This is a genomic window from Pseudomonas sp. HY7a-MNA-CIBAN-0227, from assembly GCF_040310325.1.
In the GTDB taxonomy this organism is placed as follows: Bacteria; Pseudomonadota; Gammaproteobacteria; order Pseudomonadales; family Pseudomonadaceae; genus Aquipseudomonas.
In genome coordinates, this window is record NZ_JBEOPT010000001.1 from 206,480 (window position 1) to 229,135 (window position 22,656).

The window sequence follows — 22,656 nt, forward strand, 5'->3', positions numbered from 1 at the left end:
TCTACCTCAGCTTCAGGGTGGCAAGGCCGACCAGTACGAGAATCACGGTGATGATCCAGAAACGGACAATCACACGCGGCTCAGGCCAGCCCTTGAGTTCAAAGTGGTGGTGAATCGGCGCCATGCGAAACACACGGCGACCGGTCAACTTGAAGGAGGCCACCTGGATCACTACTGACAAGGTTTCCATTACGAAGACACCGCCCATGATGAACAGGACGATTTCCTGACGGACGATCACAGCGATGGTGCCCAGTGCGGCGCCCAGCGCCAGTGCGCCGACGTCGCCCATGAAGACTTGTGCCGGGTAAGTGTTGAACCACAGGAAGCCCAGGCCGGCGCCGATCAGCGCGCCGCAGAACACAATCAGCTCACCGGCCCCCGGGACATATGGGATCAGCAGGTATTCAGCAAATTTCACGTTACCCGACAGGTAGCAGAAGATGCCCAGGGCGCCGCCCACCATCACCGTCGGCATGATCGCCAGGCCGTCGAGGCCGTCAGTCAGGTTGACTGCGTTGCTGGAGCCGACAATCACGAAGTAGGTCAGCACCACGAAGCCTGCGCCCAAGGGAATGCTGATGTCCTTGAGCATCGGCAGGATCAGTGTGGTTTCCACCGCGCTTGGTGCGGTCATGTAAAGGAAGATCGCCGCGCCGAGACCGAACACCGATTGCCAGAAATACTTCCAGCGGCTTGGCAGCCCCTTGGAGTTCTTCTCGATCACCTTGCGATAGTCATCGACCCAGCCGATGGCGCCAAACAGCAGGGTCACCAGCAGCACCACCCAGACGTAGCGGTTATGTAGGTCAGCCCACAGCAGGGTGCTGATGCCAATGGACGAGAGGATCAGAGCGCCGCCCATGGTCGGAGTGCCGGACTTGGCCAGGTGCGACTGAGGGCCGTCGCTACGGACCGACTGGCCAATCTGCAGGCTTTGCAGGGTGCGAATCATCCAGGGCCCCAGGCACAGCGACAACGACAGCGCGGTCAGCACCCCGAGAATCCCGCGCAGGGTCAGGTACTGAAAGACCGCGAAGCCTTTATGGAACTGTTGCAGATACTCAGCCAGCAGCAGCAGCATTAATGTTTCTCCATACTTGAGCCACACAAGGCCGCGACGACGTTTTCCATCACCGCGCTGCGCGATCCCTTGATCAAAATAGTGGTGTGTTTGTCTTGTTCTGCGGCGTTCAGCGCCTGGATCAGCTCGGCCTGAGTAGCGAAGTGCTGCGCGCCCGGCCCGAAGGCGTTCACGGCGTAGGCCATGTTCGATCCCACGGCGTACAGCGCATCCACTTTGCCTGCGGCATAAGCGCCGACTTCGCGGTGAGCTTGTTCAGCCCAGTCGCCCAGTTCGGCGATATCGCCAAGAACCAGCACCTTGCGACCCTCGAAGCCGGTCAGCAGGTCGATGGCGGCACAGATCGAGGACTGGTTGGCGTTGTAGGTGTCATCAATGACGCGCATGCCGTTAGTTGCCAACTGCGCAACGGTGCGGCCCTTGACCGGTTGCACCGCGCCAAGGCCGGTAGCAATACCGAACAGCGAGACGCCCAATACGTAAGCGGCAGCAGCAGCGGCCAGTGCGTTGGCGACGTTGTGGTTGCCCAGCAGATTCAACTGCACGTGTTCATCGCCTTGCGGGCTATGCAAGGTGAAAGCCGGGCAGCCCCGTGCGTCGACGGTGATACCTGATGCGTGAAAATCGGCGGCGGCATTACGCACCGAGAAGCTCAAGACCTTGCGACCGGCGGCGCGTACACGCCAGATCTCAAAAGCCTTGTCATCAAGGTTCAGCACCGCGGTGCCGGAAGCATCCAGGCCTTCAAGAATTTCACCCTTGGCCTCGACGATTTTCTCCGGGCCGCCGAACTCGCCAACGTGGGCAGTGCCCGCATTGTTGATCACGGCGACATGGGGCCGGGTCATGGCCACGGTGTAGGCGATTTCGCCAAGGCGCGAAGCCCCCAACTCGATCACCGCCGCCGTGTGTTCCGGGGCCAGTTCGAGCAGGGTCAGCGGGACGCCGAAATCATTGTTCAGGTTGCCACGAGTGGCCAGTACTGGCCCGCGCGTGCGCAGGATGCCGGCCAGCAGTTCCTTGACGGTGGTCTTGCCGCTGGAGCCGGTAATGGCCGCGACAGGATTGCCGAAGGCGGCGCGGTTCAGGTCACCCAGTTGGCCCAAGGCCAGACGAGTGTCGGCCACCAGCAACTGCGGCAGCATCGAATCAGCGACTTCATGTTGTACCAGGGCGCCGACAGCGCCTTTGGCAGCAACGTCATTCAAGTAATCATGGCCGTCGAAGCGAGGACCGGCCAAGGCGACGAACAGTTGCCCAGGCTTGATCGCCCGGCTGTCGATGCTGACGCCGTCAAAGCTGCAATCGGCCGACAGCACACGAGCCGACAAAATCTGGGTAAGTTCGCTGAGTTTGAGCGCTTTAAGCATGGGCCACCTCCCACGCAGTCAAGGCGTGATCGGCTTCTACCAGATCGGAGAAGGCATGGCGTTCGCCGTTGATTTCCTGGTAATCCTCGTGGCCTTTACCGGCGAGCACCACCACATCGTCAGCGCCGGCGCTGGCAATCAGTTGGGCGATGGCGGCGCCGCGGCCGGCAACAAAGGTCACTTTCGCGACGTCGACAAATCCTTCGCGGATATCGTCGAAAATCTGGCTCGGTGCTTCGCTGCGCGGGTTGTCGTCGGTGACGAGCACGCCATCGGCCAAACGCTCCACCACTTCGGCCATCAATGGGCGCTTGCCGCGATCGCGGTCACCGCCACAGCCGAACAGGCACAGCAACTTGCCCTTGGCGTGGGGGCGCAGGGCCAGCAGGACTTTTTCCAGGGCATCGGGAGTGTGAGCGTAATCGACCACCACCAACGGCTGCGTGCCGCCGCCGAGGCGCTGCATGCGACCAATTGGCCCTTCGAGCTTGGGCAGCACTCGCAGGATTTCGTCCAGGGCGTAATCCAGACCGAGCAAGGCGCCGATGGCAGCGAGGACATTGCTCAGGTTGAAGCGACCCAGCAAGGTGCTGCGCAAGTGGTGCTCACCCTGAGGCGTCACCAGCGTGGCGCGCACGCCTTCGTCGTCAAACCGGGCTTCGCGGCAATAAAGGTACGCGCTGGAATCTTCCAAGCTGTAGCTGATCAGGCGTGCTTCACTTTTTTGTGCTGCCAACCGCCGACCGAATTCATCATCCAGATTGACTACCCGGCACTTCAGGTCATTCCAGGCAAACAGCTTGGCCTTGGCATCAGCGTAAGCCTCCATGGTGCCGTGGTAATCCAGGTGATCGCGAGACAGGTTCGTCATCACCGCCACGTCGAAGGCCAGGGCGGTGACCCGGCCCTGATCCAGGCCGTGGGACGATACTTCCATGGCAACCGCCTTGGCACCGGCCTTTTTCAGGTCGGCGAGGGTCGCCTGGACGGCAATCGGGTTGGGCGTGGTGTGCAGGCCGCTTTGCAGCGCGCCATAAAAACCAGTGCCCAGGGTACCGACAATGCCGCAGTGCTGGCCTAGCAGGTCTAGAGCCTGGGCGACCAATTGGGTCACGCTGGTCTTGCCGTTGGTACCGGTGACACCAATCAGGTTCAGGGTACGGCTCGGGTCGCCATAAAAGCGTCCGGCGATATCCGACAGCTGCGCCGCCAGGCCCTTGACCGGAATCAAGGGCACATCGGTAATTGGCAGTACGGTAGTACCATCGACTTCATAGGCCACTGCTGCCGCACCACGCTGCAAGGCGTCGGCGATATGGGAGCGGCCGTCGAACTTGCCGCCTGGCACCGCCAGGAACAGGTCGCCGGCACGTACGTTACGGCTGTCCAAAGTCAATTCGCGAATCAGCAGATCGCGGCCAGCGTGGGCAAAAATTTTGTTCAGGCTAAGAGACATCAGCCGCGCCCTCCATTGGCTTTTACAGCAGCGGCCGGTGGTCCGGCGTTCGCTTGTTGAGTAGGCGGCAGATTATCCGGCGTGATGTTCATCAGGCGCAGGGTGCCGGACATCACTTTGCTGAATACCGGTGCCGAGACCAGGCCACCGAAGTAGCCGGCCTTGCTCGGTTCGTCGATGACCACAACGATGGCGTAGCGCGGGTCGCTCATGGGGCCGAAGCCAGCGAACAGCGAGCGATAAGAGTTTTCTGCGTAGCCCTTGATGCCGACCGAAGTTTTACGGGCGGTACCGGACTTGCCGGCCACGTGATACGCCGGTACCTGGGCACGGAACACACCGCGCGGCGCCTCGATCACTTGTTGCAGCATGCCTTGTATGGTCTTGGCGACGTTTTCCGGGATGACCTGAGTCGCCTTTGGCGCTTCGTCGACATGGATTAGGCTCAGCGGCACCATGCGGCCGTTGTTGGCCAACACGGCAAAGGCATGGGCCAACTGGATCGCCGTCACCGACAGTCCGTAGCCGTAGGACAGCGTGGCGGTCTCGGCCTTGCGCCATTCGCGGTAGTTCGGCAGGTTACCGACGCGCTCACCCGGGAAGTCCAGGCCGGTAGGTTGACCGAGGCCGACCTTCTGGGCCAGGTGGTAAATGGCTTCACCGCCAATATCGAAGGCGACCTTGCTCATGCCGACGTTACTGGAGTTGATCAGGATGCCGGTCAAGTCCAGTACCGGACCTTCGGTGCGGGACACGTCACGAATGGTGTACTTGCCCAACTGCAGGGTGCCCGGATAAACCTCGACCTTGTCGCTGGGCTTCCAGCGTCCGGTTTCCAGAGCGGCACTCATGGAGATAGCTTTCATGGTCGAGCCCGGCTCGAACACGTCAATCATGGCGCGATTGCGCATCATCGCCGGTTGCAGGTTGCGACGGTTGTTGGGGTTGTAGGTCGGCTGGTTGACCATGGCGAGGATCTCGCCGGTCTTCACGTCCATGATCACCAGGCTGCCGGCCTTGGCGCCGTTCTCGATGATGGCGTTACGCAGCTCGCGGTTGGCCAAGTATTGCAGGCGCAGGTCAATCGACAACGCCAAGGGCTTACCGGCCTTGGCGTTTTTGGTGACCTGGACATCCTTGATCAGTCTGCCGCGCCGATCCTTGATGACCTGTCTTTTGCCGGGGACCCCGGCCAGCCATTCATCGTAGGCCAGTTCCACGCCTTCGCGGCCGTGGTCATCAATGTCGGTGAAGCCAACCATATGGGCAGTGGTTTCACCGGCCGGATAGAAACGCCGAAACTCCTCGATGCCATAGACACCAGGGATTTTCAGGTCGAGCACCTGCTGACCTTGCTCAGGGGTCAGCCCTCGAACAAGGTAGATGAATTCTTTATTGGCCTGGGCTTCCAGGCGTTCCTTCAGGGCTTTCGGGTCCTGGCCCAGGGCGGTGGCCAGTTCCGGCCATTTGTCCTTGGCGACTTGCAGTTCCTTGGCGTTAGCCCACAAGGTGGTCACCGGCGTACTAACGGCCAGAGGCTCGCCGTTGCGGTCGGTAATCAGCCCGCGGTGCGCAGGAATCGGAATATGACGCAGGCTGCGGGCATCGCCCTGACCGATCAGGAAGTCGCGATCTACCACTTGCAGGTCGACAATGCGCCAGACAATCGCGCCGACCATCAGTGCCAGCAAACCCAGCACCACACGGAAACGCCATGGGTAGAGTGCGCCTTCGAGTTTCATCATGGCGCCACCATGCGAACTTCTGCAGCGCCCGGAATGCGCATCTTCAGCTGTTCGGCGGCCAGCACTTCGATCCGGCTGTGGGCCGTCCAGGTGCTTTGCTCAAGAATCAACCGGCCCCACTCTGCCTGCGCCTTGTCGCGCACGCTTAACTCCCCGTACAGGGAGTTAAGCAATTGGCGGTTCCAGTGGGCGCTATAGGACACCGCAATCGCGGACACCAGCACGCCGATAAACAGCAGCAACATAAAGAAGCTGCCGCCCGGAAGGGGCTTGGCGAAGAGCTTGCTCACCGCAGCTTCTCCGCGACGCGCATGACAGCGCTGCGAGCACGTGGGTTGGCCTTGAGTTCGGCTTCGGAGGCGAACTGCGCTTTGCCATGGATTTTTATTTTCGGCACAAAGGCTTCGAAACGTACCGGCAGGTTGCGCGGCAGGTTATCGGTTTCGCCCTTGACCAGACGACGCATGAACAGCTTGACGATACGGTCTTCCAGGGAGTGGAAGCTGATCACCACCAGGCGACCACCCACTTCCAGGGATTCCAGAGCAGCTTCGAGGCCGGTCTCCAGATCGCCCAATTCGTTGTTGACGTGAATGCGCAGCCCCTGGAAAGCGCGGGTGGCCGGGTTCTTGCCCTTTTCCCACGCAGGGTTGGCAACTTTCAGCACTTCGGCCAGGTCGGCGGTGCGTTCGAACGGTTGGATTACCCGGCGCTCGGCCACGGCGCGGGCCATGCGACCGGAGAAACGCTCTTCACCGTACTCCTTGAACACACGGGCGATTTCTTCCACTGGAGCGGTGGCGATGAACTGCGCGGCGCTGACACCACGGGTCGGGTCCATGCGCATGTCCAGCGGGCCGTCGTTCATGAAACTGAAGCCGCGCTCAGGGTCGTCCAGCTGTGGAGACGACACGCCCAGGTCCAGCAGGACCCCGGCCAGCTTACCTGCCATGCCACGCTCAGCGACTTCCGCACCGAGCTCGGCAAAACTGCGCTGCACAACGACAAAGCGGCCGTCTTCGGCCGCTAGCGCTTGCCCGGTGGCAATCGCTTGAGGGTCTTTGTCGAACCCGAGGAGTTTCCCGTCGGAACCGAGCTGACTGAGTATCAAGCGGCTGTGCCCGCCACGCCCGAATGTGCCATCTAAATAGCAACCATCAGGGCGTACGGCGAGAGCCTGGACGGCTTCGTCAAGCAGTACGGTGATGTGGTTAAAGCCGCTATCAATAGTCACAGGATCAAATCACGCAGTTCATCAGGCATGGCGCCCGGTTGTTGAATAGCAGCCAGGTCCGCTGCAGAAACAGCATCCCAGGCATCCTCGTCCCACAATTGGAACTTGTTCAGTTGGCCTACCAGCATTGCGCGCTTATCCAGCTTGGCGTATTCGCGCAGACGCGGTGGGACCAGGAAACGACCACTGCCATCGAGCTCAAGGTCGACGGCATTACCAATCAGCAAACGTTGCAGACGGCGGTTTTCTTCACGCAATGAAGGCAGGGCACGCAACTTGGTTTCAATCAGTTCCCACTCGTCGAGTGGGTAAACGCACAAACAAGGGTCAACGGCATCGATAGTGATGATTAACTGTCCGGAACTTCGCGAAATAAGCTCGTCACGATACCGGCTCGGCATAGCGAGACGGCCTTTTGCATCGAGACTGATAGCGTTAGCTCCGCGAAACACAGATGCGCTTCTCCCATTTTTAGCGTTTTACGTTCAAAAAACCCACTTTGTGCCACTTTCCGCCACTTGCGCACACTATAGGAATGCGCCTACCACACCGTCAAGGCGCGGATTAAAGGAAAAGCCTTACAGAACGGAGATTTAGGAAGGTAAAAGGAAGAGAAACGAGAGTTCCAAGGCGGTTTTGACTCAACAACCACAAGTGACTCAAAGAACTAGAGATTGAAGTTAAAGTAATTTATTAAGAGTAAGATTTTTTCGGTATTACGAAGACGCATCTGCCAACGATTTGGCAGGGAGGGATTCTTGCGTTACTACCAGGTTTCTGCCCGAGAGTCGGACAGAGGGGAAAAAGGTGGAGAGTCGATCTATAAGCCGGGTTCTGTCTTGAACAGTCATTCGTCTACGATGGCCATCACTGGACATCTTTAGCAACCTACCCGGTTCCAGCGCGGGCCACGCCTTGGAACCCTATTTGGTCTTGCTCCAAGTGGGGTTTACCTAGCCACGAACTGTTGCCAGTCGTGCGGTGCGCTCTTACCGCACCTTTTCACCCTTACCGGCACCGAAGTACTTAGGCGGTTATTTTCTGTGGCACTTTCCGTAGGCTCACGCCTCCCAGGCATTACCTGGCACTTCGCCCTATGGAGCCCGGACTTTCCTCCCCCCCCTAATTTTCATAGAGGGCAGCGACTGTCCAATCGACTCTCCGCCGCGAAGATTAACGGCACGGGCCCTTCAGAACAAGCTTTAAAGCCAGCAGTGCCATCATCTTCCGACGTATCGCAGGTTAAACGGCGGAACTATTCACTCTTCTGCTTATCGAGCGCGGCTTGATAAAGCACATTCTTGCGCACGCCGGTAATTTCCGCCGCCAGGGCGGCTGCACGCTTGAGGGGCATCTCTTTAAGCAGCAAATCCAGGACCCGCATCGCCTCGCTACCGACAGCATCTTCGCTTTCCGGTGCCGACCAACCCGCCACCAGCACCACGCATTCGCCGCGCTGCTGGTTACTGTCACCCTCGACAAACGCGCGCAACGCTTCCAACGGCAGGCCCTTGAGGGTTTCGAAAGTCTTGGTCAGCTCCCGTGCCAGCAACGCCAAGCGCTCACCACCAAACACCAGCTCCATATCTTGCAGGCATTCAAGAATGCGGTGTGGGGCTTCATAGAAGATCAGGGTGCGCGGCTCTTCCTTCAACAATTCAAGACGCGCCCGTCGCCCTACGGCCTTAGCCGGCAGAAAGCCTTCAAAGATAAAGCGGTCCGACGGCAAACCGGCCGCAGACAATGCCGCAATCAGCGCGCACGCTCCCGGAACAGGCACTACATTGATACCAGCAGCCCGCGCCTGACGCACCAGGTGGTAGCCAGGATCGGAGATCAACGGCGTGCCGGCATCGGAGATCAGCGCCACATCATCGCCAGCCAGCAGTCGGGTGATAAAGCGGCTACCCTCCTCACGCTCGTTGTGCTCATGGCAAGCCGCAAGCGGTGTGGAAATACCGAAATGCTGCATTAAACGCAGGGAGTGGCGAGTATCTTCAGCGGCAATCAGTTTGGCTTCACGCAACACTTTCAATGCCCGTGCACTGATGTCGTCCAGATTGCCAATGGGCGTCGCCACCACAAAAAGCGAGCCAGCAGTGGAATTCAAAGGACCTGGAGCAGTCAAAGCGCACACCTCGATGATTGGCAAAAGCCACATTGTAGCGCGTAGACGTCAAAAAAATGCGCCACCGGGATCGCTCGCGGCCGGCCTGTTTGTTGACTTTGGTAGTGCCCGGCAATATTTACACGATCTAAATAGACGGTTTCACGCCAGTAACATCGCGCCCCGGCCAGTGCTTGGGTACAATTCCACGCTAATTTGATCGGTATCAGGAACACTTACATGATCGCTTGTCTGCGGCTGTTCTCTGCCCTCTGCCTCGCTGCCCTGTTGGCCGCTTGCGCCAGCTCGCCCTCGTCCAGCCTTGGCGACCTCCCACGGACTCCGGATGCCAGTATCGAGCAACTGCTCGAACAGGCCGCTTCGGCCAAGACGCCTGAAAAAGCCTCGCTGCTGCGCCTGAGCGCGGCGGACCTGGCTTTTCACCAGAACAATCCCGGACGTTCCGCGCAGATCCTTGCGCAAGTGCCACTGGATAGCCTCAAGCCTGCGGGACAGGTGTTCGCCAGCACCCTGGCGGCAGAACTGGCCATGACTCGCAACCAGCCCAAGGCGGCGTTGACGGCCCTGAACCATCTGAGCCTGAAAAACCTCAAGGAGCTGCCGCCGGAACAACAGATCCGTACAGGCACCGTGCATGCACGCGCTTATGAAGCTGATGGCCAGACCCTGGCCGCCGCTCGCGAGCGTGTCGACATGGCCCCGCTGCTCAGCGGCGACGCCGCCAGCAGCAACCATGAAGCCATCTGGACCTTGATTGCTGCCTTGCCTGCAGAGCAACTGCAAGCGACCAATAACCCAACGCTCGACGGCTGGATCAGCCTCGCCCTTGCAGTCAAGAGCGCCGGCACTCTGGAACAACAGCAAGCCGCCATCGACACATGGCGCGCCCAGAACCCTGGCCACCCTGCTGCAATCCAACTGCCGCTGCCGCTGACCAAGCTCAAGGAACTGGCCAGCCAGCCCCTGAACAAAATCGCCCTGCTGCTGCCCCAGGAAGGTCCGCTGGCCGCAGTAGCCAAGGCTCTGCGCGAAGGCTTCATGGCTGCGCACTACCAGGCTGAACAAGCCGGGCAAAAACCACCGATCATCGAGTTTTACGACAGCTCGCGCCTGACCTCCATCGATGATTTCTACAGCAAGGCCCAGGCTGCCGGTGTGCAACTAGTGATCGGCCCGCTGGAGAAACCGCTGGTCAAGCAACTCAATGCTCGCCCGCAATTACCTATCACTACCCTCGCCCTGAACTACAGCGAGGGTGACCAAGGTCCTGCGCAACTGTTCCAGTTCGGTCTGGCTGCCGAGGACGAAGCCCGCGAAGTCTCCCGCCGCGCCCGCGCCGACGGCCTGCACCGCGCAGCCGCCATGGTGCCGAAAGGCGAATGGGGTGACCGTGTATTCAAGGCCTTCCGCCAGGACTGGGAAGCCAATGGCGGCACCGTGATCGGTGTCGAACACGTTGACCAGCCGGTCGCCCTGGCCCAGCAGATTGCCGATCTGTTCCAGTTGCGCCAAAGCGAAGGTCGCGCCAAGAGCCTGCAAAGCACCGTCGGCACCGATGTTTCCGCGCAGCCATCGCGCCGCCAGGACATCGAGTTCATCTTCCTGGCCGTAACACCGCAGCAAGCCCAGCAGATCAAGCCGACCCTGAACTTCCAGTACGCAGGTGATGTTCCGGTGTATGCCACCTCCCACGTGTTCAGCGCCAGTGGCGACAAGAACCAGTACCTCGACATGAACGGCATTCTGTTCTGCGAAACGCCATGGCTGCTCAATACCACTGACCCGTTGCGCAATCAGGTCGCCGCACAATGGCCACAGGCCAACGGCAGCCTGGGCCGACTCTACGCAATGGGCGTTGACGCCTACCGCCTGGCCCCACGCCTGGGTCAGCTCAAGGCACTGCCGGATACTCGCATTGACGGCCTCTCCGGCAGCCTGGGCATGACCCCGACTCAGCGGGTCGAACGCCAGATGCCATGGGCACAGTTCGTCAGTGGCCAGGTTCAACGCCTGCCCGATACCCCGCGCTGATGCCCCAGCGGTCAAGCGCACAAAGCGGCAAGGACGCCGAACTTCAAGCTCTCAAACACTTGCAACAACAGGGCCTGCGGCTGGTGGCGCAGAACTGGTTGTGCAAACGCGGCGAGCTTGATCTGGTCATGCTTGACGGCGATACAGTAGTATTCGTCGAAGTCCGCTACAGAAAACACGCACAATGGGGTGGCGCGCTCGCCAGTATCGACGGGCGCAAGCGTCAAAAGCTGATACTCGCCGCGCAGTTTTTCCTGCTGAGCGAGCGTCGCTGGGCCGATTACCCCTGCCGTTTCGATGTGGTCGCCATAGAAAGCACCCCGCACGGAACCGCCGATCTGAACTGGCTGCGCAACGCGTTTGACGGCTGACCAGCACTCAGGCCGGGCCGAACATCTTCACCGCACACTTTTGCTCTTTGCTTTGCGGGCTGCACATTCTTGTGCCAAACAGCCGCGCTACTTAAGGTCACACAGATGGACATGCAATCCCGAATTCGCCAGCTTTTCCAGGCCAGTATCGATACCAAGCAACAGGCGATGGACGTACTTGCACCGCACATCGAGCAAGCCAGCCAAGTCATGGTCAACGCGCTGCTCAACGAAGGCAAAATGCTTTCGTGCGGCAACGGCGGCTCGGCCGGCGACGCCCAGCATTTCTCTTCCGAGCTGCTTAACCGCTTTGAGCGTGAGCGCCCGAGCCTGCCGGCCATCGCCCTGACCACCGACACCTCGACGATCACTTCGATCGCCAACGACTACAGCTACAACGAAATCTTCTCCAAGCAAATTCGCGCCCTCGGCCAACCGGGCGATGTACTGCTGGCGATTTCCACCAGTGGTAACTCGGCGAACATTATTCAAGCGATCCAGGCCGCACATGATCGTGAAATGATTGTCGTAGCATTGACCGGCCGTGATGGCGGCGGTATGGCCTCGCTGCTGTTGCCCGAAGACGTGGAGATCCGCGTCCCGGCCAATGTCACCGCACGTATTCAGGAAGTCCACCTGCTGACGATCCACTGCCTGTGCGATCTGATCGACAGCCAACTGTTTGGGAGTGAAGAATGACCGTTAACCGTCTCAGCCTATTGGCCCTTACGCTGTGCCTCGGCATCAGCGGCTGCAGCTCGGTAATCACCGCGAGCCGCGACACACCGATCAACGATGACAAGGGCACCCGTACGTTCGGCAGCAAGATCGATGACTCGTTGATCGAAACCAAGGTCGCCGTCAACGTCGCCAAGGCCAGCCCGGATCTGGGCAACGGCGCGTCGCGCATTGTCGTGACCAGCTTCAACGGTGTGGTGCTGCTCGCCGGACAAACTCCGCGCACCGACCTCAAGGCACAGGCTGAGCAAGCGGCCTCCACCGTGCAACGGGTCAAAAAGGTCCACAACGAGCTGCAGGTACTGCAACCCATCACGCTCCTGGCAATCAGCAGCGATGCGCTGCTGACCACCAAGATCAAGACACAGATGCTGACCGATAGCGCGATTCCCGGCTCACGGATCAAGGTCGTCACCGATAACGGCATCGTTTACCTGATGGGCCTGCTGACCCAGCAGGAAGCCACTCGCGCCACCAACCTGGTGCAGGGCGTATCCGGGGTTCAGAAAATTGTAAAGTTGTTCGAGTACATCGATTGATGTAACCGGGCCGCAACGAAAACGGGCGCCGTGCATTGATTGCACGGCGCCCTTTTTATTGGCTTGCGGTTACTGGATTGCCCTGGAACTGGTTGTTCTGCTGCGGCGCTTGTTGCTGCTGTGCCGGTTGGCCGTACTGCTGGCCAGGAATCGCCTTGAGGTTGACCTCGACACGGCGGTTCTGCGCGCGGCCATTGACGTCGGCGTTGCTGGCAATCGGGTTATCCGGGCCGGCACCACGGGCCGACAGGTTGGCACCGCTGACACCCTGGGAGGTCAGGTAGGTCGCCACGCTTTGCGCACGACGTTGGGACAGGTCCATGTTGAGCTGACGAGTGCCGGTGCTATCGGTATAGCCGACAATTTCGATCTGGTTCTGGTTGAACTCCTTCAAGGAGTTCGCCAGGTTATTCAGGGGCTGGTAGAAGCTGGGAGCAATGTCGGCACGGTTGGTGGCAAAGGTGATATTACCCGGCATGATCAGCTTGATCTGATCGCCCTGGCGCTGAACCTCGACACCGGTATTGGCCATGCTTTCGCGCAGTTTCTTTTCCTGCTGGTCAGCGTAGTAGCCATAACCTGCAGCGCCGATACCGGCGACGGCGGCGCCGATCAGCGCACCCTTGCCACGGTTGTTATGGTCAATGGCCGCACCGGCCAACGCACCAGCCAGTGCGCCAAGCCCGCCGTACTTGGCGGTTTTGCTCATGCCTTGCGAACCCTCGTTCGCCTGTCCCTGGCTACCATCATAAGGATTGGGTGAAGCACAGCCCGACAACAAGGCTACAGCCGTAGCAACAACAAGCAGACGACGCGAAGTGAACATGGAGAAGCTCCTACTTTTGCATTCTATGATGCAGAGGACATTGGCAATGGACCTGTGTCGAGGTTTGAACACGACAAACGGTAAAAATTCCGTGTTCGGCTCCGGTCCTGTAACAAAAAATCAGGGCAAGCGTGGCTACAGAAACCGTAGCAGAAGCTCACAAAATCGGACCTGCCTTTTTGCTACAACGCCTCTCAACATCAAGCCCTGACAAAGGGGTTCTCACGCATTTCATCCCCCAGTCGCGTGTCCGGGCCATGGCCGGTTACCACCGTCGCGTCCTCATCCAGGGTGTAAAGCCGTTGTTTGATGGACCGCACGATGGTCGCCTGATCTCCACCCCACAGATCCGTGCGCCCGACGCCGCGCCGAAACAGCGTGTCCCCGGCGATCAGCAACTTGGCATCGGCAAACCAGAAACTCATGGACCCCGGTGTATGCCCAGGCGTGTGCAAGGCCACACCGCAGCCACAGGCCAACTCCTCATCGTCGGCCAACCAGCGGTCCGGCGAAGGTACCGGCGTGTAGGGCACACCAAACATCTGGCATTGCATTTCCAGGTTGTCCCAGAGGAATTGATCCTCCTTGTGCAGGTGCAGCGTGGCGCCGGTCTTTTCCTTCAACTGACCGGAAGCCAGGAAGTGATCAAGATGAGCATGGGTATGGATGATGCTCACCACTTTCAGGCCCAAGGCATCGAGCCGCGCCAGGATCAGCTCATGGTTGCCCCCTGGGTCAACCACGATGGCCTTTTTAGTGATGGGGTCGCCGATGATGGTGCAGTTGCACTGCAACGGGCCGACGGGGAAGGTTTCGCGGATCAGGGCGGGCACTTGGGACATCGGGTTGGCTCGGTATGCTGTGATGAGGCGATTCTGGCACAAAATGCACGACACCTACCCCAACAACCCCATCTCCTGCGCCCTCGCCACAGCCTGCGTGCGGCGCTCAACCCCCAGCTTGCTGTTGATATGGCTGGCGTGGGTCTTGACCGTGTGCAGGGAAATAAACAGCTGATTGCTGATTTCCTGGTTCGAGCACCCTTGCGCGATCAGGTGCAGCACCGCCAGCTCTCGCACACTCAGGGTTTCACAGGTGTGTGCAGCCTCGATGGGTTCGCGAGGGACGATGGCCGGCAATAACGCCAGCAGGCTTTGGTTCAGCAGGTCATGGGGGGCGTAGCCGAGTTGTTCCCGCGCCCAGTCGGGATAACGCTTAAACAGTGGCTGGAAGGGCTGCAATGCGCCTCCGGCGGCCGCTTCAAGTGCCTGGGCAAACACCGGGCGGGCCAGAGGTTCCTGACCACACTCCAGCAGCAACAGCGCCTGCTGGGTCAGTGCCATGAGATCGATCATCTGTCGGCCGTCCTGTCGAGCCCGCTGTGCCAGTTCGTCAAGCCTTTGGAGCGAGGCAGCGGGCTGATGACGAATCGCGTCCAGTGCAGCTTGTTGCAGCTCGATATGTTGTGGCAGGTGTGGATGAAACTCCGGCGCCGCCGCAGCCTGTCCACCGTTATAGGTTTGTCCCAGGCGTGTCAGCCAGGCTTCGGCCAGGTCGGTGCGACCCTGGGCCAGCCACAATTCGCATTTGATCAGGGTGATCATCGCCAGGTAGTAGATCGGCGGCACATCCCAGATATGCATCAGCCGTTCAGCCTCGGCCAGTTCGGCAAAGGCCTTGGGGAAATCCCCCCGATGGCCTTCAAGATTGGCGATTACGCAATAGCCGATCAGCACGCTGATATCCCGGCAGGCACGGGCCTCGACCAGTCCAGCGCGTAGGCGCAACAGGCCTGCCTCAGGCTGGCAGCGCATCAGCAACAGATATCCCTCGTACAACGCCAGACGCGCGCGCACTGCATACAGTCGCTGGGGTGCCAAGCCTTGCAGACGCTGCAGGCCCTGGCGCACCTCATCCAAAGAGCGCAGGATTTCGCCGCGCGCCTGCAGCACGCGCGCGCGGTCGTAGTGGGCCAAGGCCTCAAACAGCGGATTACCAACCCGTTGCGCCAGCTCCAGGGACTCGCGATTCAGACCACGGGCGCGCCATAGGTCGGCGTCGACGATGGCCAGGTTGGACAGCGTCGACAGGCACATCAGCCGCTGGCCATAACGCTTCTGCGGCAGGCTTTCCAATGCCTCGTTGCAATACAGCTGGGTCAACTCGCGGTTACCGCGCCCACGGGCGATGATCCCGCTAAGCGCCAACCACTGGGCAAGCATCGACTTCTGCGCGGTGGCCGACGGTGCTGGCAGGAATCGGCTGAGGTGGCTGGATAACTCTTGCGCCGCATCCAACTGGCAAGCAAGCCCCAAGGTCCAGCTATAAAGCACGATCAAGCGCGGCGTGCTGATCAGCAAGCTGTCGGGCAAGTCCATCTTCCAGCGCAGGAGCATGCCAACGTTCTGTTCGGCCAACAGTTGTTCTTCGGAAAGGTTTTGCACCAGGTTCGCCGCCACATCCAGATGGCCGGCGCGCAACGCTTGCTCCACGGCCTCATCGAGCAAGCCCTGGGTATTGAACCAGCGACATGCCCGCAGGTGCAGAGTGGCGGCCGGCAACACCGCATTGGTCGCACGCCGGGTACGCAACAGGTCGGAGAACAGATGGTGATAACGGAACCAGTGGCCCTGCTCATCCAGCGGCACCAGGAATACCTGATGAGCTTGCAGGTAACGCAGGATCTCGGCGCTATCGTGGGCTTCACGCACAGCGTCACACAGTTCGCTGCAAAAGCGTTCCTGGGACGCAGTGTCGTAGAGAAACCCCTGCACCTCCGGCGGCAGACAGTCGATCACCTCTTCAAGCAGGTAATCACGTATCAGCCCTTCCCCGCCGTGCAAGCCTTGGGGCAAGGCGCCGTCGCTACCGGCTTCGGAAGCCGCCAGCAACCAGAAGCGCAGGCCAGCAACCCAGCCTTCGCTGCGGCGGATCAGGTTGTCCAGCGCCTCGCCGCGCAATGAACTGCTGTGCCGGTCGAGCAAGGCCAGGGACTCATCGTTGGTCAGGCGCAGGTCTTGCTCATGCAACTCCAGCAAATGCCGGGACAGGCGCAAGCGCGCCAGGTGCCAATCCGGACGCTGGCGACTGGTAACCAGCACCAGCAGGCCATCGGGCAAATGATTGAGGAAAAATTGCAGGCAACGGTCGAGCACCGGGCCCTGGGCCAGATGGTAGTCATCCAGCACCAGCAACAGAGGTTTACGGGTGGACAAGTGGACCGTCAGCTCATCGAGCAGGCCATCGAGCCATTCTTCAAAGGCGAACGGTTGATGGCGCTGACGCATTTTCAGCAGGCCCAGGGCCTGGGCGCCCAATTGCGGGAAATACTGTTGCAAGCCATCGAGCAGACGCTCAAGGAAACGCCCCGGATCACTGTCACGCGAGCTGAGCCCCAGCCACAGGCTTTGCCAGTGGGGCGCCAGGCTCTGGCAGAACTCCACCGCCAGCGAACTCTTGCCGAACCCGGCCGGTGCGCTGACCAGCAACAAGCGCCCATGCAGGCCAGCGCTCAGCCGTTCGCACAGGCGAGGGCGCAACACATAGCCATCCGGCAGTGGGGGTCGATAGAAGCGCGCTTCCAGGGACGGGATTACCGCGCTGGCAGGCCCTTGAATTCGGGACAGATCAGTCATCGCCGGGCTCTTGTAATAGGCTGTGGTCGGCATTGCAGATGTCCGCAGACTAGCGGTAAAAGCTGCAGCTTTGTAGATCTTTGCAACAATTGTCTGAAAAAAACTACAACAAGAAATATTCAGAGCTGCAAAAAAAACGCCCCGAACCAGTCGGGGCGTTTTACGAGGATGCGGCCTCGTTTAGAGCACGTTAGCGAACACCCTCTTGGCGCAATGCCGCAGGGGTGAAGTCGCTGGTGGTGGCGGTGAAGCCAAAATCATAGGCCTGCTTCTCTTCGTTCTTCATACCCAGGGCCAGGTAGCGCCCAGACTGCAGGTCGTAGAGGGTTTCCAGGGCGTACCACGGCACTTGCTTGTCGTAGTAGTTCTCGCCATGAGCTTCAGCCACACGCCACAGTTGGCCACGACCGTCGTAGTGATCGATCACGGCTGCCTGCCAGGTGTCTTCGTCGATGTAGAAGTCACGCTTGGCGTAGATGTGACGCTGGCCTTCCTTCAGGGTAGCAACCACATGCCAGACCCGGCGCAGCTCGTAACGAGCCAGGTCCTGGTTGATATGGCCGGCCTTGATGATGTCGGCGTACTTGAGCTTCGGATCGTCGAGCTTGTAGCTGTTGGAGGCGATGTAGATTTCCTTCTTGCCTTCCAGTTTCCAGTCGTAGCGATCCGGGGCACCGTTGTACATATCGAGGTTATCGGAAGTACGCAGGCCATCAGCAGCAGTACCCGGCCCGTCATAGGACACTTGCGGCGCCCGACGCACACGACGCTGACCGGCGTTGTAGACCCACGCCGAACGCGGCTCCTTCACTTGGTCGAGGGTCTCGTGCACCAGCAGCACACCACCAGCCAAACGCGCCGGCGCGGTCACTTTCTGCTTGAAGTAGAACAGGATATTGCCCGGATTTTTCGGGTCGTAGTCCTTCATCTTGTCGCGGAACACGAACTGGTCCTGGAAGTACACCAGGCTGTAGGAGCCGTTGGGTTGTGGCGTGGCTTGGGTCACCAGACGCGTCACACTGCCGCCGCGGTAGCGGGTGATGTGGTTCCAGATCACCTCAACGCCAGTCTTGGGAATCGGGAATGGCACGGCGCTCTCGAAGTTTTCCAGGCCGTTGCCGCCGGACACCAGATTGGTGCTGGTAGCATTTTTCTTGATAGAGGCGAACACCTCTGCCGGCACGGTCGCGCCGCGATGGGACGGATACACCGGCATCTTGAAGGATTCCGGGTAGCGCTTGAACATCGCGTACTGCCCCGGCGCCAGCTTGTCCTTGTACTGCTCGACGTTCTGCGCGGTGATGGTGAACTGTGGTTGCTCACTGGCGTAAGGGTTGGCCAGGAATCCCCGCGCGTCCACAGCACCGGCATTGGTCGCCAACGGCTTCCAGGCCGGGATGGTACCCGCCGCGTTACCGGCCATTTCCGCACCCATCGGGGTCAGGCTCGTGCCCAGCTTGGCGGCTTCATCCGCCGACACCGCCGCCATGACGCTGCCGGCCATTATCGACAGCCCAAGCACACCCACGTGCAACAGACTTTTGGTTATTTTCATGTTCTGGTCTTCCTGAAAATACATGCTGCTTGAAAGAGTGTGCTTAGAAGTTCACGCCGGCGCTGAGTGCGACAAAGTCGCGGTCATCCACAGTGCTGAAGTCGCCACCGAAGAAGTTGGTGTAGTTCAGGCTGACGGTGTAGGTGTTCTGGTACTCGGCATCGACACCCAGGCTGACAGCCTTGCGACCCTCTTCGAAGTTGGCGCCAGGGCCAGGGGAGTAACCCTTGACGTCATGGGACCAGGCCACGCTTGGCTTGAGGTTGACCCCAGCAAACACGTCCGGGTATTCCCAGATGGCCCGAGCGCGGTAGCCCCAGGAAGTCGCTGTGGTGAAGCCGTCGTTGTTACAGTTGGTGTTCAGGCCGGCTGCGTTCGGCAGCCCTGCGCCCGCTGCGGTGGAGTTGTTGAGGGCATTACAGAAACCACCAGGCAGGGTGCCGGGGCCGAACACCGGGTCGCGGCCATAACGGGCCTCGGATTTGCTTTCCAATCCACCCACATGCGTCACACCGATTTCGCCGACGGTGGTCAGGCGGCTGGCGCCCATGACCTGGTCGAAGAAATGCGTGAACGTGGTCTGGAACTGGGTGACTTCCTTGCGGTTGTAACCGTGCAGGTCCTGGCCTGGGCTGCCTTTCAATACCGAGGCATTGCCATAACCCGGGATCGGTGTGACGCCGGCGAAGAGGATGTCGGTAGTACTCAGCTGGACCGGCGCGTTTGGCCGATAGCTCAACTCACCACTCCAGGCGGTGCCGGTAGGCAGCGTGGTGGAGAAGCTCAAGCCGTAAAGACGAATATCTTCAGGGTACTCGATGAAGTAGTTGGAGCTGCCCGCGACAATCAACGGCCGCAATGCAGCCAAAGGTCCCAGTGGCCGGGTGAAGGCCGATGCTGGAGCACCATGCGCGCTGAAGATCGGCGCACGGCTGTGGTAGTTCATGAAGTACGCGCCAAACTCGGTGTCCAGCGGTTCGAAGTTGTAGTGCATGGCCACGCCGAACTGGCCGCTATCGCGCGCATCACGGTCAGGACCACGACGCACCAGGACACCTTCGCTATTCACGTCCACGCCGAGAGCGTTGAGGGTCGGCAAAGCGGCGCCAGGTATGGTCGAACGCTTGTTCAGCACCCGCAGATTATTGTCGCAACCATCGGACACCACATCCGGCTGGGAGAAGAACGTCCCGCAGTTATCGGTAACCGTCTGGTCCCATTCCAACTGATAGAAGGCTTCCGCCGACAGGTTATCGGTCAGGGTTTGCGACACGTAGAACATGTTGACCGGGATCAGGCCTTCCTTGATCTCGGCTCCCGGACGACGGAATGCGGACACGTCGATCGGGTTGATGGAGTTGATGCCGCCGCCGATGAAAGTACTCTCACCCCAGCTCACCACCTGCTTACCAAAACGCACGGAACCCGGCTGATCGGCAATCGCATAGTTGTGATAAACGAACGCATCGAGAATCTGTCCGCCAGAAGACTTGGCGCCCTCTTTGCGGTTGTTGTCGCTGATGTCCTTGAACAGACGACTTTCATCCTTGAGTTCAAAGTCGTACCAGTACTTGCCACGCACAAACACACCGGTGTCGCCGTATTTCAGCTCCAGGTCATGAATGCCCTTGAAGATCTTCGAGAACGTTTCACCGCGCTTGAAGTTCAAGTGGCCGTCATCGGAGGTTTGCGACAACCCCTTGCCACCGTTGTTGGCACCGATCAGGTCTTTGTTGGCGTTGGCCGTGGACCAACTGGCCCCCACGGAAAGGGACGAATCGAAGCTGCCTTCGATTTCACCGATGTTGAAACTGACGCCGAATGCGGGCCCGGCGAGGGTCGAGGCAAGACTGACAGCCAGGGGCAATCTCGCCCGGCGCCAGAACTGGTTTACTGAGGTCATCGACGCTACTCCATGTGCATTATTGTTATGGCAGTGAGCCCTTTCAAAACATGCTTGTAACGGCCGGAATACAACGATTCCAATGCCGGACGACCGTCGAACCTCCATGGCCCGCAGCGCTGCACCCTTGAAAAACTCTGGGAAGGACTATAGCCAGCAGGGGGTACCGCTTGATCCCTCTAAAGTGTGATTTGCATCACCAACCCGTCTGCCGCAGTCCTTTCACCATGTCAGCGAGGGCTGACGCGAGAGAGGATGGCTGAAAATCGGCAAATGACAAGGCGAAGGCTTGTGATAGAGCTTTGCCGTGCTCCGAAGAGCACGGCAAAGGGCATCAAAGGGTGGAGAGGAAGGTGCTGTTATTAGCTTGCCATTCAATGATGTCAATGCGGATACGTTTCTTGTCGAGCTTGCCAACACTGGTCTTGGGAATTTCCGTAACAATGGCAATCTGACTCGGGATCGCCCACTTGCTCAGATGGCCCTGCTCGACAAACGGCTTGAGGTGTTCCTTGAGTTCACGTGCGCCAATTCCATGCCCCTCACGCACCACCAGCAAGGCAAACGGGCGCTCGCCCCACTGCGGATCGGCAATCCCCACCACCGCTACTTCGCGTACCGCCGGGTGGCGACTGACCAGGTCTTCAAGAGCCAGCGAAGAGATCCATTCGCCGCCGGTCTTGATCACGTCCTTGATGCGGTCACGAATGTCGATTACGCCAAAGGCGTCAAGGGTTGCCACGTCACCGGTGTGCATCCAGCCGCCGGCCCACAGCTCGGCGCCCTTCTCCGGTTCTTTGAAATAGCCTTCGCTGAGCCACGGCGCCCGCAGCACCAGTTCGCCCTGGGATTCGCCGTCAGCCGGCAGGAAGTTACCGTCGCCGTCGATGATCGCCGCTTCCACCAACGGGCCAGGCACACCGGCCTTGATGCGGTAGGTGGTGCGTTCGTTTTCGGTGCCGGCGATCAACTCATCGTTGAGGTGCGCGCACGACACCAGCGGGCCGGTCTCGGACATGCCGTAGGCGGCGGTCAACTGAATGCCGCGAGCCTTGGCCGCTTCATACAGCGAGTGGTTGAGAGAGCTGCCGCCGATGACGATTTTCCAGCCGCCAAAATCCACGCCCTGAGCGGCCTTGGCGTTGAGCACCATTTGCAGGATGGTCGGCACGCAATGGGAGAACGTGACCTTCTCCTTACGCCACAGCTCCACCAGGTATTCCGGGTCGTAACGTCCGGGATAGACCTGTTTCAGGCCGAGCATGGTGGCAACGTACGGCAGGCCCCAGGCATGCACATGGAACATCGGCGTGATGGGCATGTAGACGTCGTTGGTGCCCAGCAGGCGCACGCTGTCGACGCTGCCCATGATGGTCGCCACACCTATGGTGTGCAGGACCAGTTGGCGATGGGTGAAATACACCCCTTTCGGGTTGCCGGTGGTACCGGTGGTGTAGAAGGTGGTAGCGACCGAGTGCTCGTCGAAGTCTTCGAAGGTGTATTGCGGGCTGGCGGCGGCCAGCAATTGCTCGTATTCGCCCACAAAGTTGGGCAGGTCGGCGGTTTTTTCCGCACCATCGGTCAGCAACAGGGTTTTATCGACGGTGGTCAACTGCCCGGCAATGGCCTGGTAAAGGCCGACGAACTCGCTGTTGACCAGCACAAAGCGGTCCTCGGCGTGGTTCATGGTGTAGAGAATCTGTTCCGGCGACAGGCGCACGTTGATGGTGTGGATCACCGCGCCAATCATCGGGATGGCGAACATGCATTCCAGGTAACGATGGCTGTCCCAGTCCATCACCGCCACGGTGTCACCGGCCTTGACCCCGGCTTCGGTCAGCACGTTGGCCAGGCGGGCAACCCGCTCAATAAGGGTTGGGTAGGTGTAGCGAAGCTTGTCGCGGTAGACGATTTCCCGGGTTTTCTCGTAGCGGGCGCCGGACATCAACAGGCGTTTGATCAACAGCGGGTATTGGTAGGCGCCTTCGGCGGGCGGGATAATACGAGTCTGCAACATACGAATCCCTTTTCTGACTGCACG

Annotated in this window: 18 protein-coding genes and 1 other RNA gene; 4 read left to right on the forward strand and 15 right to left on the reverse strand. The window is 59.8% G+C overall.

Annotated elements, in window-relative coordinates; translation table 11 throughout:
- Position 1 precedes the first annotated feature (1 nt).
- The 9 genes from mraY to rsmI all read right to left on the reverse strand — a co-directional run bounded on the left by mraY (position 2) and on the right by rsmI (position 9,050).
- Positions 2-1,084, reverse strand: coding sequence for a phospho-N-acetylmuramoyl-pentapeptide-transferase (gene mraY / locus AAEZ06_RS00935; RefSeq protein WP_133099825.1), 1,083 nt, complete (start codon positions 1,082-1,084; stop codon positions 2-4).
- A complete protein-coding gene (locus AAEZ06_RS00940) occupies positions 1,084-2,454 on the reverse strand; it encodes a UDP-N-acetylmuramoyl-tripeptide--D-alanyl-D-alanine ligase (RefSeq protein ID WP_149410928.1) in 1,371 nt (456 codons plus the stop codon). Before AAEZ06_RS00940 ends, mraY begins: the two co-directional genes overlap by 1 nt.
- The gene (locus AAEZ06_RS00945; protein WP_149410927.1) at positions 2,447-3,910 is read right to left on the reverse strand and encodes a UDP-N-acetylmuramoyl-L-alanyl-D-glutamate--2,6-diaminopimelate ligase; all 1,464 of its coding nucleotides are present in this window, start codon (positions 3,908-3,910) and stop codon (positions 2,447-2,449) included. Before AAEZ06_RS00945 ends, AAEZ06_RS00940 begins: the two co-directional genes overlap by 8 nt.
- Positions 3,910-5,652, reverse strand: coding sequence for a peptidoglycan D,D-transpeptidase FtsI family protein (locus tag AAEZ06_RS00950; RefSeq protein ID WP_178114386.1), 1,743 nt, complete (start codon positions 5,650-5,652; stop codon positions 3,910-3,912). The genes AAEZ06_RS00945 and AAEZ06_RS00950 overlap by 1 nt, the downstream gene beginning before the upstream one ends.
- Positions 5,652-5,945, reverse strand: coding sequence for a cell division protein FtsL (gene ftsL / locus AAEZ06_RS00955; protein WP_133099829.1), 294 nt, complete (start codon positions 5,943-5,945; stop codon positions 5,652-5,654). The genes AAEZ06_RS00950 and ftsL overlap by 1 nt, the downstream gene beginning before the upstream one ends.
- The gene (gene rsmH, locus AAEZ06_RS00960) at positions 5,942-6,889 is read right to left on the reverse strand and encodes a 16S rRNA (cytosine(1402)-N(4))-methyltransferase RsmH (RefSeq protein WP_371923849.1); all 948 of its coding nucleotides are present in this window, start codon (positions 6,887-6,889) and stop codon (positions 5,942-5,944) included. Before rsmH ends, ftsL begins: the two co-directional genes overlap by 4 nt.
- Positions 6,886-7,341, reverse strand: coding sequence for a division/cell wall cluster transcriptional repressor MraZ (gene mraZ / locus AAEZ06_RS00965; RefSeq protein WP_003171868.1), 456 nt, complete (start codon positions 7,339-7,341; stop codon positions 6,886-6,888). Before mraZ ends, rsmH begins: the two co-directional genes overlap by 4 nt.
- A 355-nt stretch (positions 7,342-7,696) precedes the next feature.
- Positions 7,697-8,050, reverse strand: an RNA gene (rnpB, locus tag AAEZ06_RS00970) — RNase P RNA component class A.
- A gap of 94 nt (positions 8,051-8,144) precedes the next feature.
- The gene (gene rsmI, locus AAEZ06_RS00975) at positions 8,145-9,050 is read right to left on the reverse strand and encodes a 16S rRNA (cytidine(1402)-2'-O)-methyltransferase (RefSeq protein WP_178114381.1); all 906 of its coding nucleotides are present in this window, start codon (positions 9,048-9,050) and stop codon (positions 8,145-8,147) included.
- A 186-nt stretch (positions 9,051-9,236) separates the two neighbouring features.
- On the opposite strand from rsmI, the gene AAEZ06_RS00980 reads away from it, so the two are divergent.
- The 4 genes from AAEZ06_RS00980 to AAEZ06_RS00995 all read left to right on the forward strand — a co-directional run bounded on the left by AAEZ06_RS00980 (position 9,237) and on the right by AAEZ06_RS00995 (position 12,696).
- Positions 9,237-11,048 (forward strand): penicillin-binding protein activator, encoded by a 1,812-nt coding sequence (locus AAEZ06_RS00980; protein ID WP_149410925.1) that lies wholly within the window; start codon positions 9,237-9,239, stop codon positions 11,046-11,048.
- Positions 11,048-11,419 (forward strand): YraN family protein, encoded by a 372-nt coding sequence (locus AAEZ06_RS00985; RefSeq protein ID WP_133099832.1) that lies wholly within the window; start codon positions 11,048-11,050, stop codon positions 11,417-11,419. The genes AAEZ06_RS00980 and AAEZ06_RS00985 overlap by 1 nt, the downstream gene beginning before the upstream one ends.
- A 105-nt stretch (positions 11,420-11,524) precedes the next feature.
- The gene (locus tag AAEZ06_RS00990) at positions 11,525-12,118 is read left to right on the forward strand and encodes a phosphoheptose isomerase (protein WP_133099833.1); all 594 of its coding nucleotides are present in this window, start codon (positions 11,525-11,527) and stop codon (positions 12,116-12,118) included.
- Complete coding sequence (locus AAEZ06_RS00995) at positions 12,115-12,696, forward strand: BON domain-containing protein (RefSeq protein ID WP_149410924.1); 582 nt, start codon at positions 12,115-12,117, stop codon at positions 12,694-12,696. The genes AAEZ06_RS00990 and AAEZ06_RS00995 overlap by 4 nt, the downstream gene beginning before the upstream one ends.
- 55 nt (positions 12,697-12,751) lie before the next feature.
- Here AAEZ06_RS00995 and AAEZ06_RS01000 read toward each other — a convergent pair whose 3' ends face one another.
- The 6 genes from AAEZ06_RS01000 to AAEZ06_RS01025 all read right to left on the reverse strand — a co-directional run bounded on the left by AAEZ06_RS01000 (position 12,752) and on the right by AAEZ06_RS01025 (position 22,632).
- Entirely contained in the window at positions 12,752-13,522 is a 771-nt protein-coding gene (locus AAEZ06_RS01000; RefSeq protein ID WP_350612496.1) for a YiaD family glycine zipper/OmpA-like lipoprotein, read from the reverse strand.
- A 200-nt stretch (positions 13,523-13,722) separates the two neighbouring features.
- Positions 13,723-14,364, reverse strand: a complete 642-nt coding sequence (locus AAEZ06_RS01005) for an MBL fold metallo-hydrolase (RefSeq protein ID WP_149410922.1) — start codon at positions 14,362-14,364, stop codon at positions 13,723-13,725.
- 54 nt (positions 14,365-14,418) lie between these two features.
- Positions 14,419-17,157 (reverse strand): winged helix-turn-helix domain-containing protein, encoded by a 2,739-nt coding sequence (locus tag AAEZ06_RS01010; protein WP_350612498.1) that lies wholly within the window; start codon positions 17,155-17,157, stop codon positions 14,419-14,421.
- A gap of 190 nt (positions 17,158-17,347) precedes the next feature.
- A complete protein-coding gene (locus tag AAEZ06_RS01015; RefSeq protein ID WP_350612500.1) occupies positions 17,348-18,712 on the reverse strand; it encodes a DUF1329 domain-containing protein in 1,365 nt (454 codons plus the stop codon).
- 43 nt (positions 18,713-18,755) lie between these two features.
- Positions 18,756-20,615 carry a DUF1302 domain-containing protein gene (locus AAEZ06_RS01020; protein ID WP_149410919.1) on the reverse strand — a complete coding sequence of 620 codons (1,860 nt, stop codon included), beginning with the start codon at positions 20,613-20,615 and terminating at the stop codon, positions 18,756-18,758.
- A 334-nt stretch (positions 20,616-20,949) separates the two neighbouring features.
- Positions 20,950-22,632, reverse strand: a complete 1,683-nt coding sequence (locus AAEZ06_RS01025) for a fatty acid--CoA ligase (RefSeq protein ID WP_149410918.1) — start codon at positions 22,630-22,632, stop codon at positions 20,950-20,952.
- Positions 22,633-22,656: the final 24 nt, after the last annotated feature.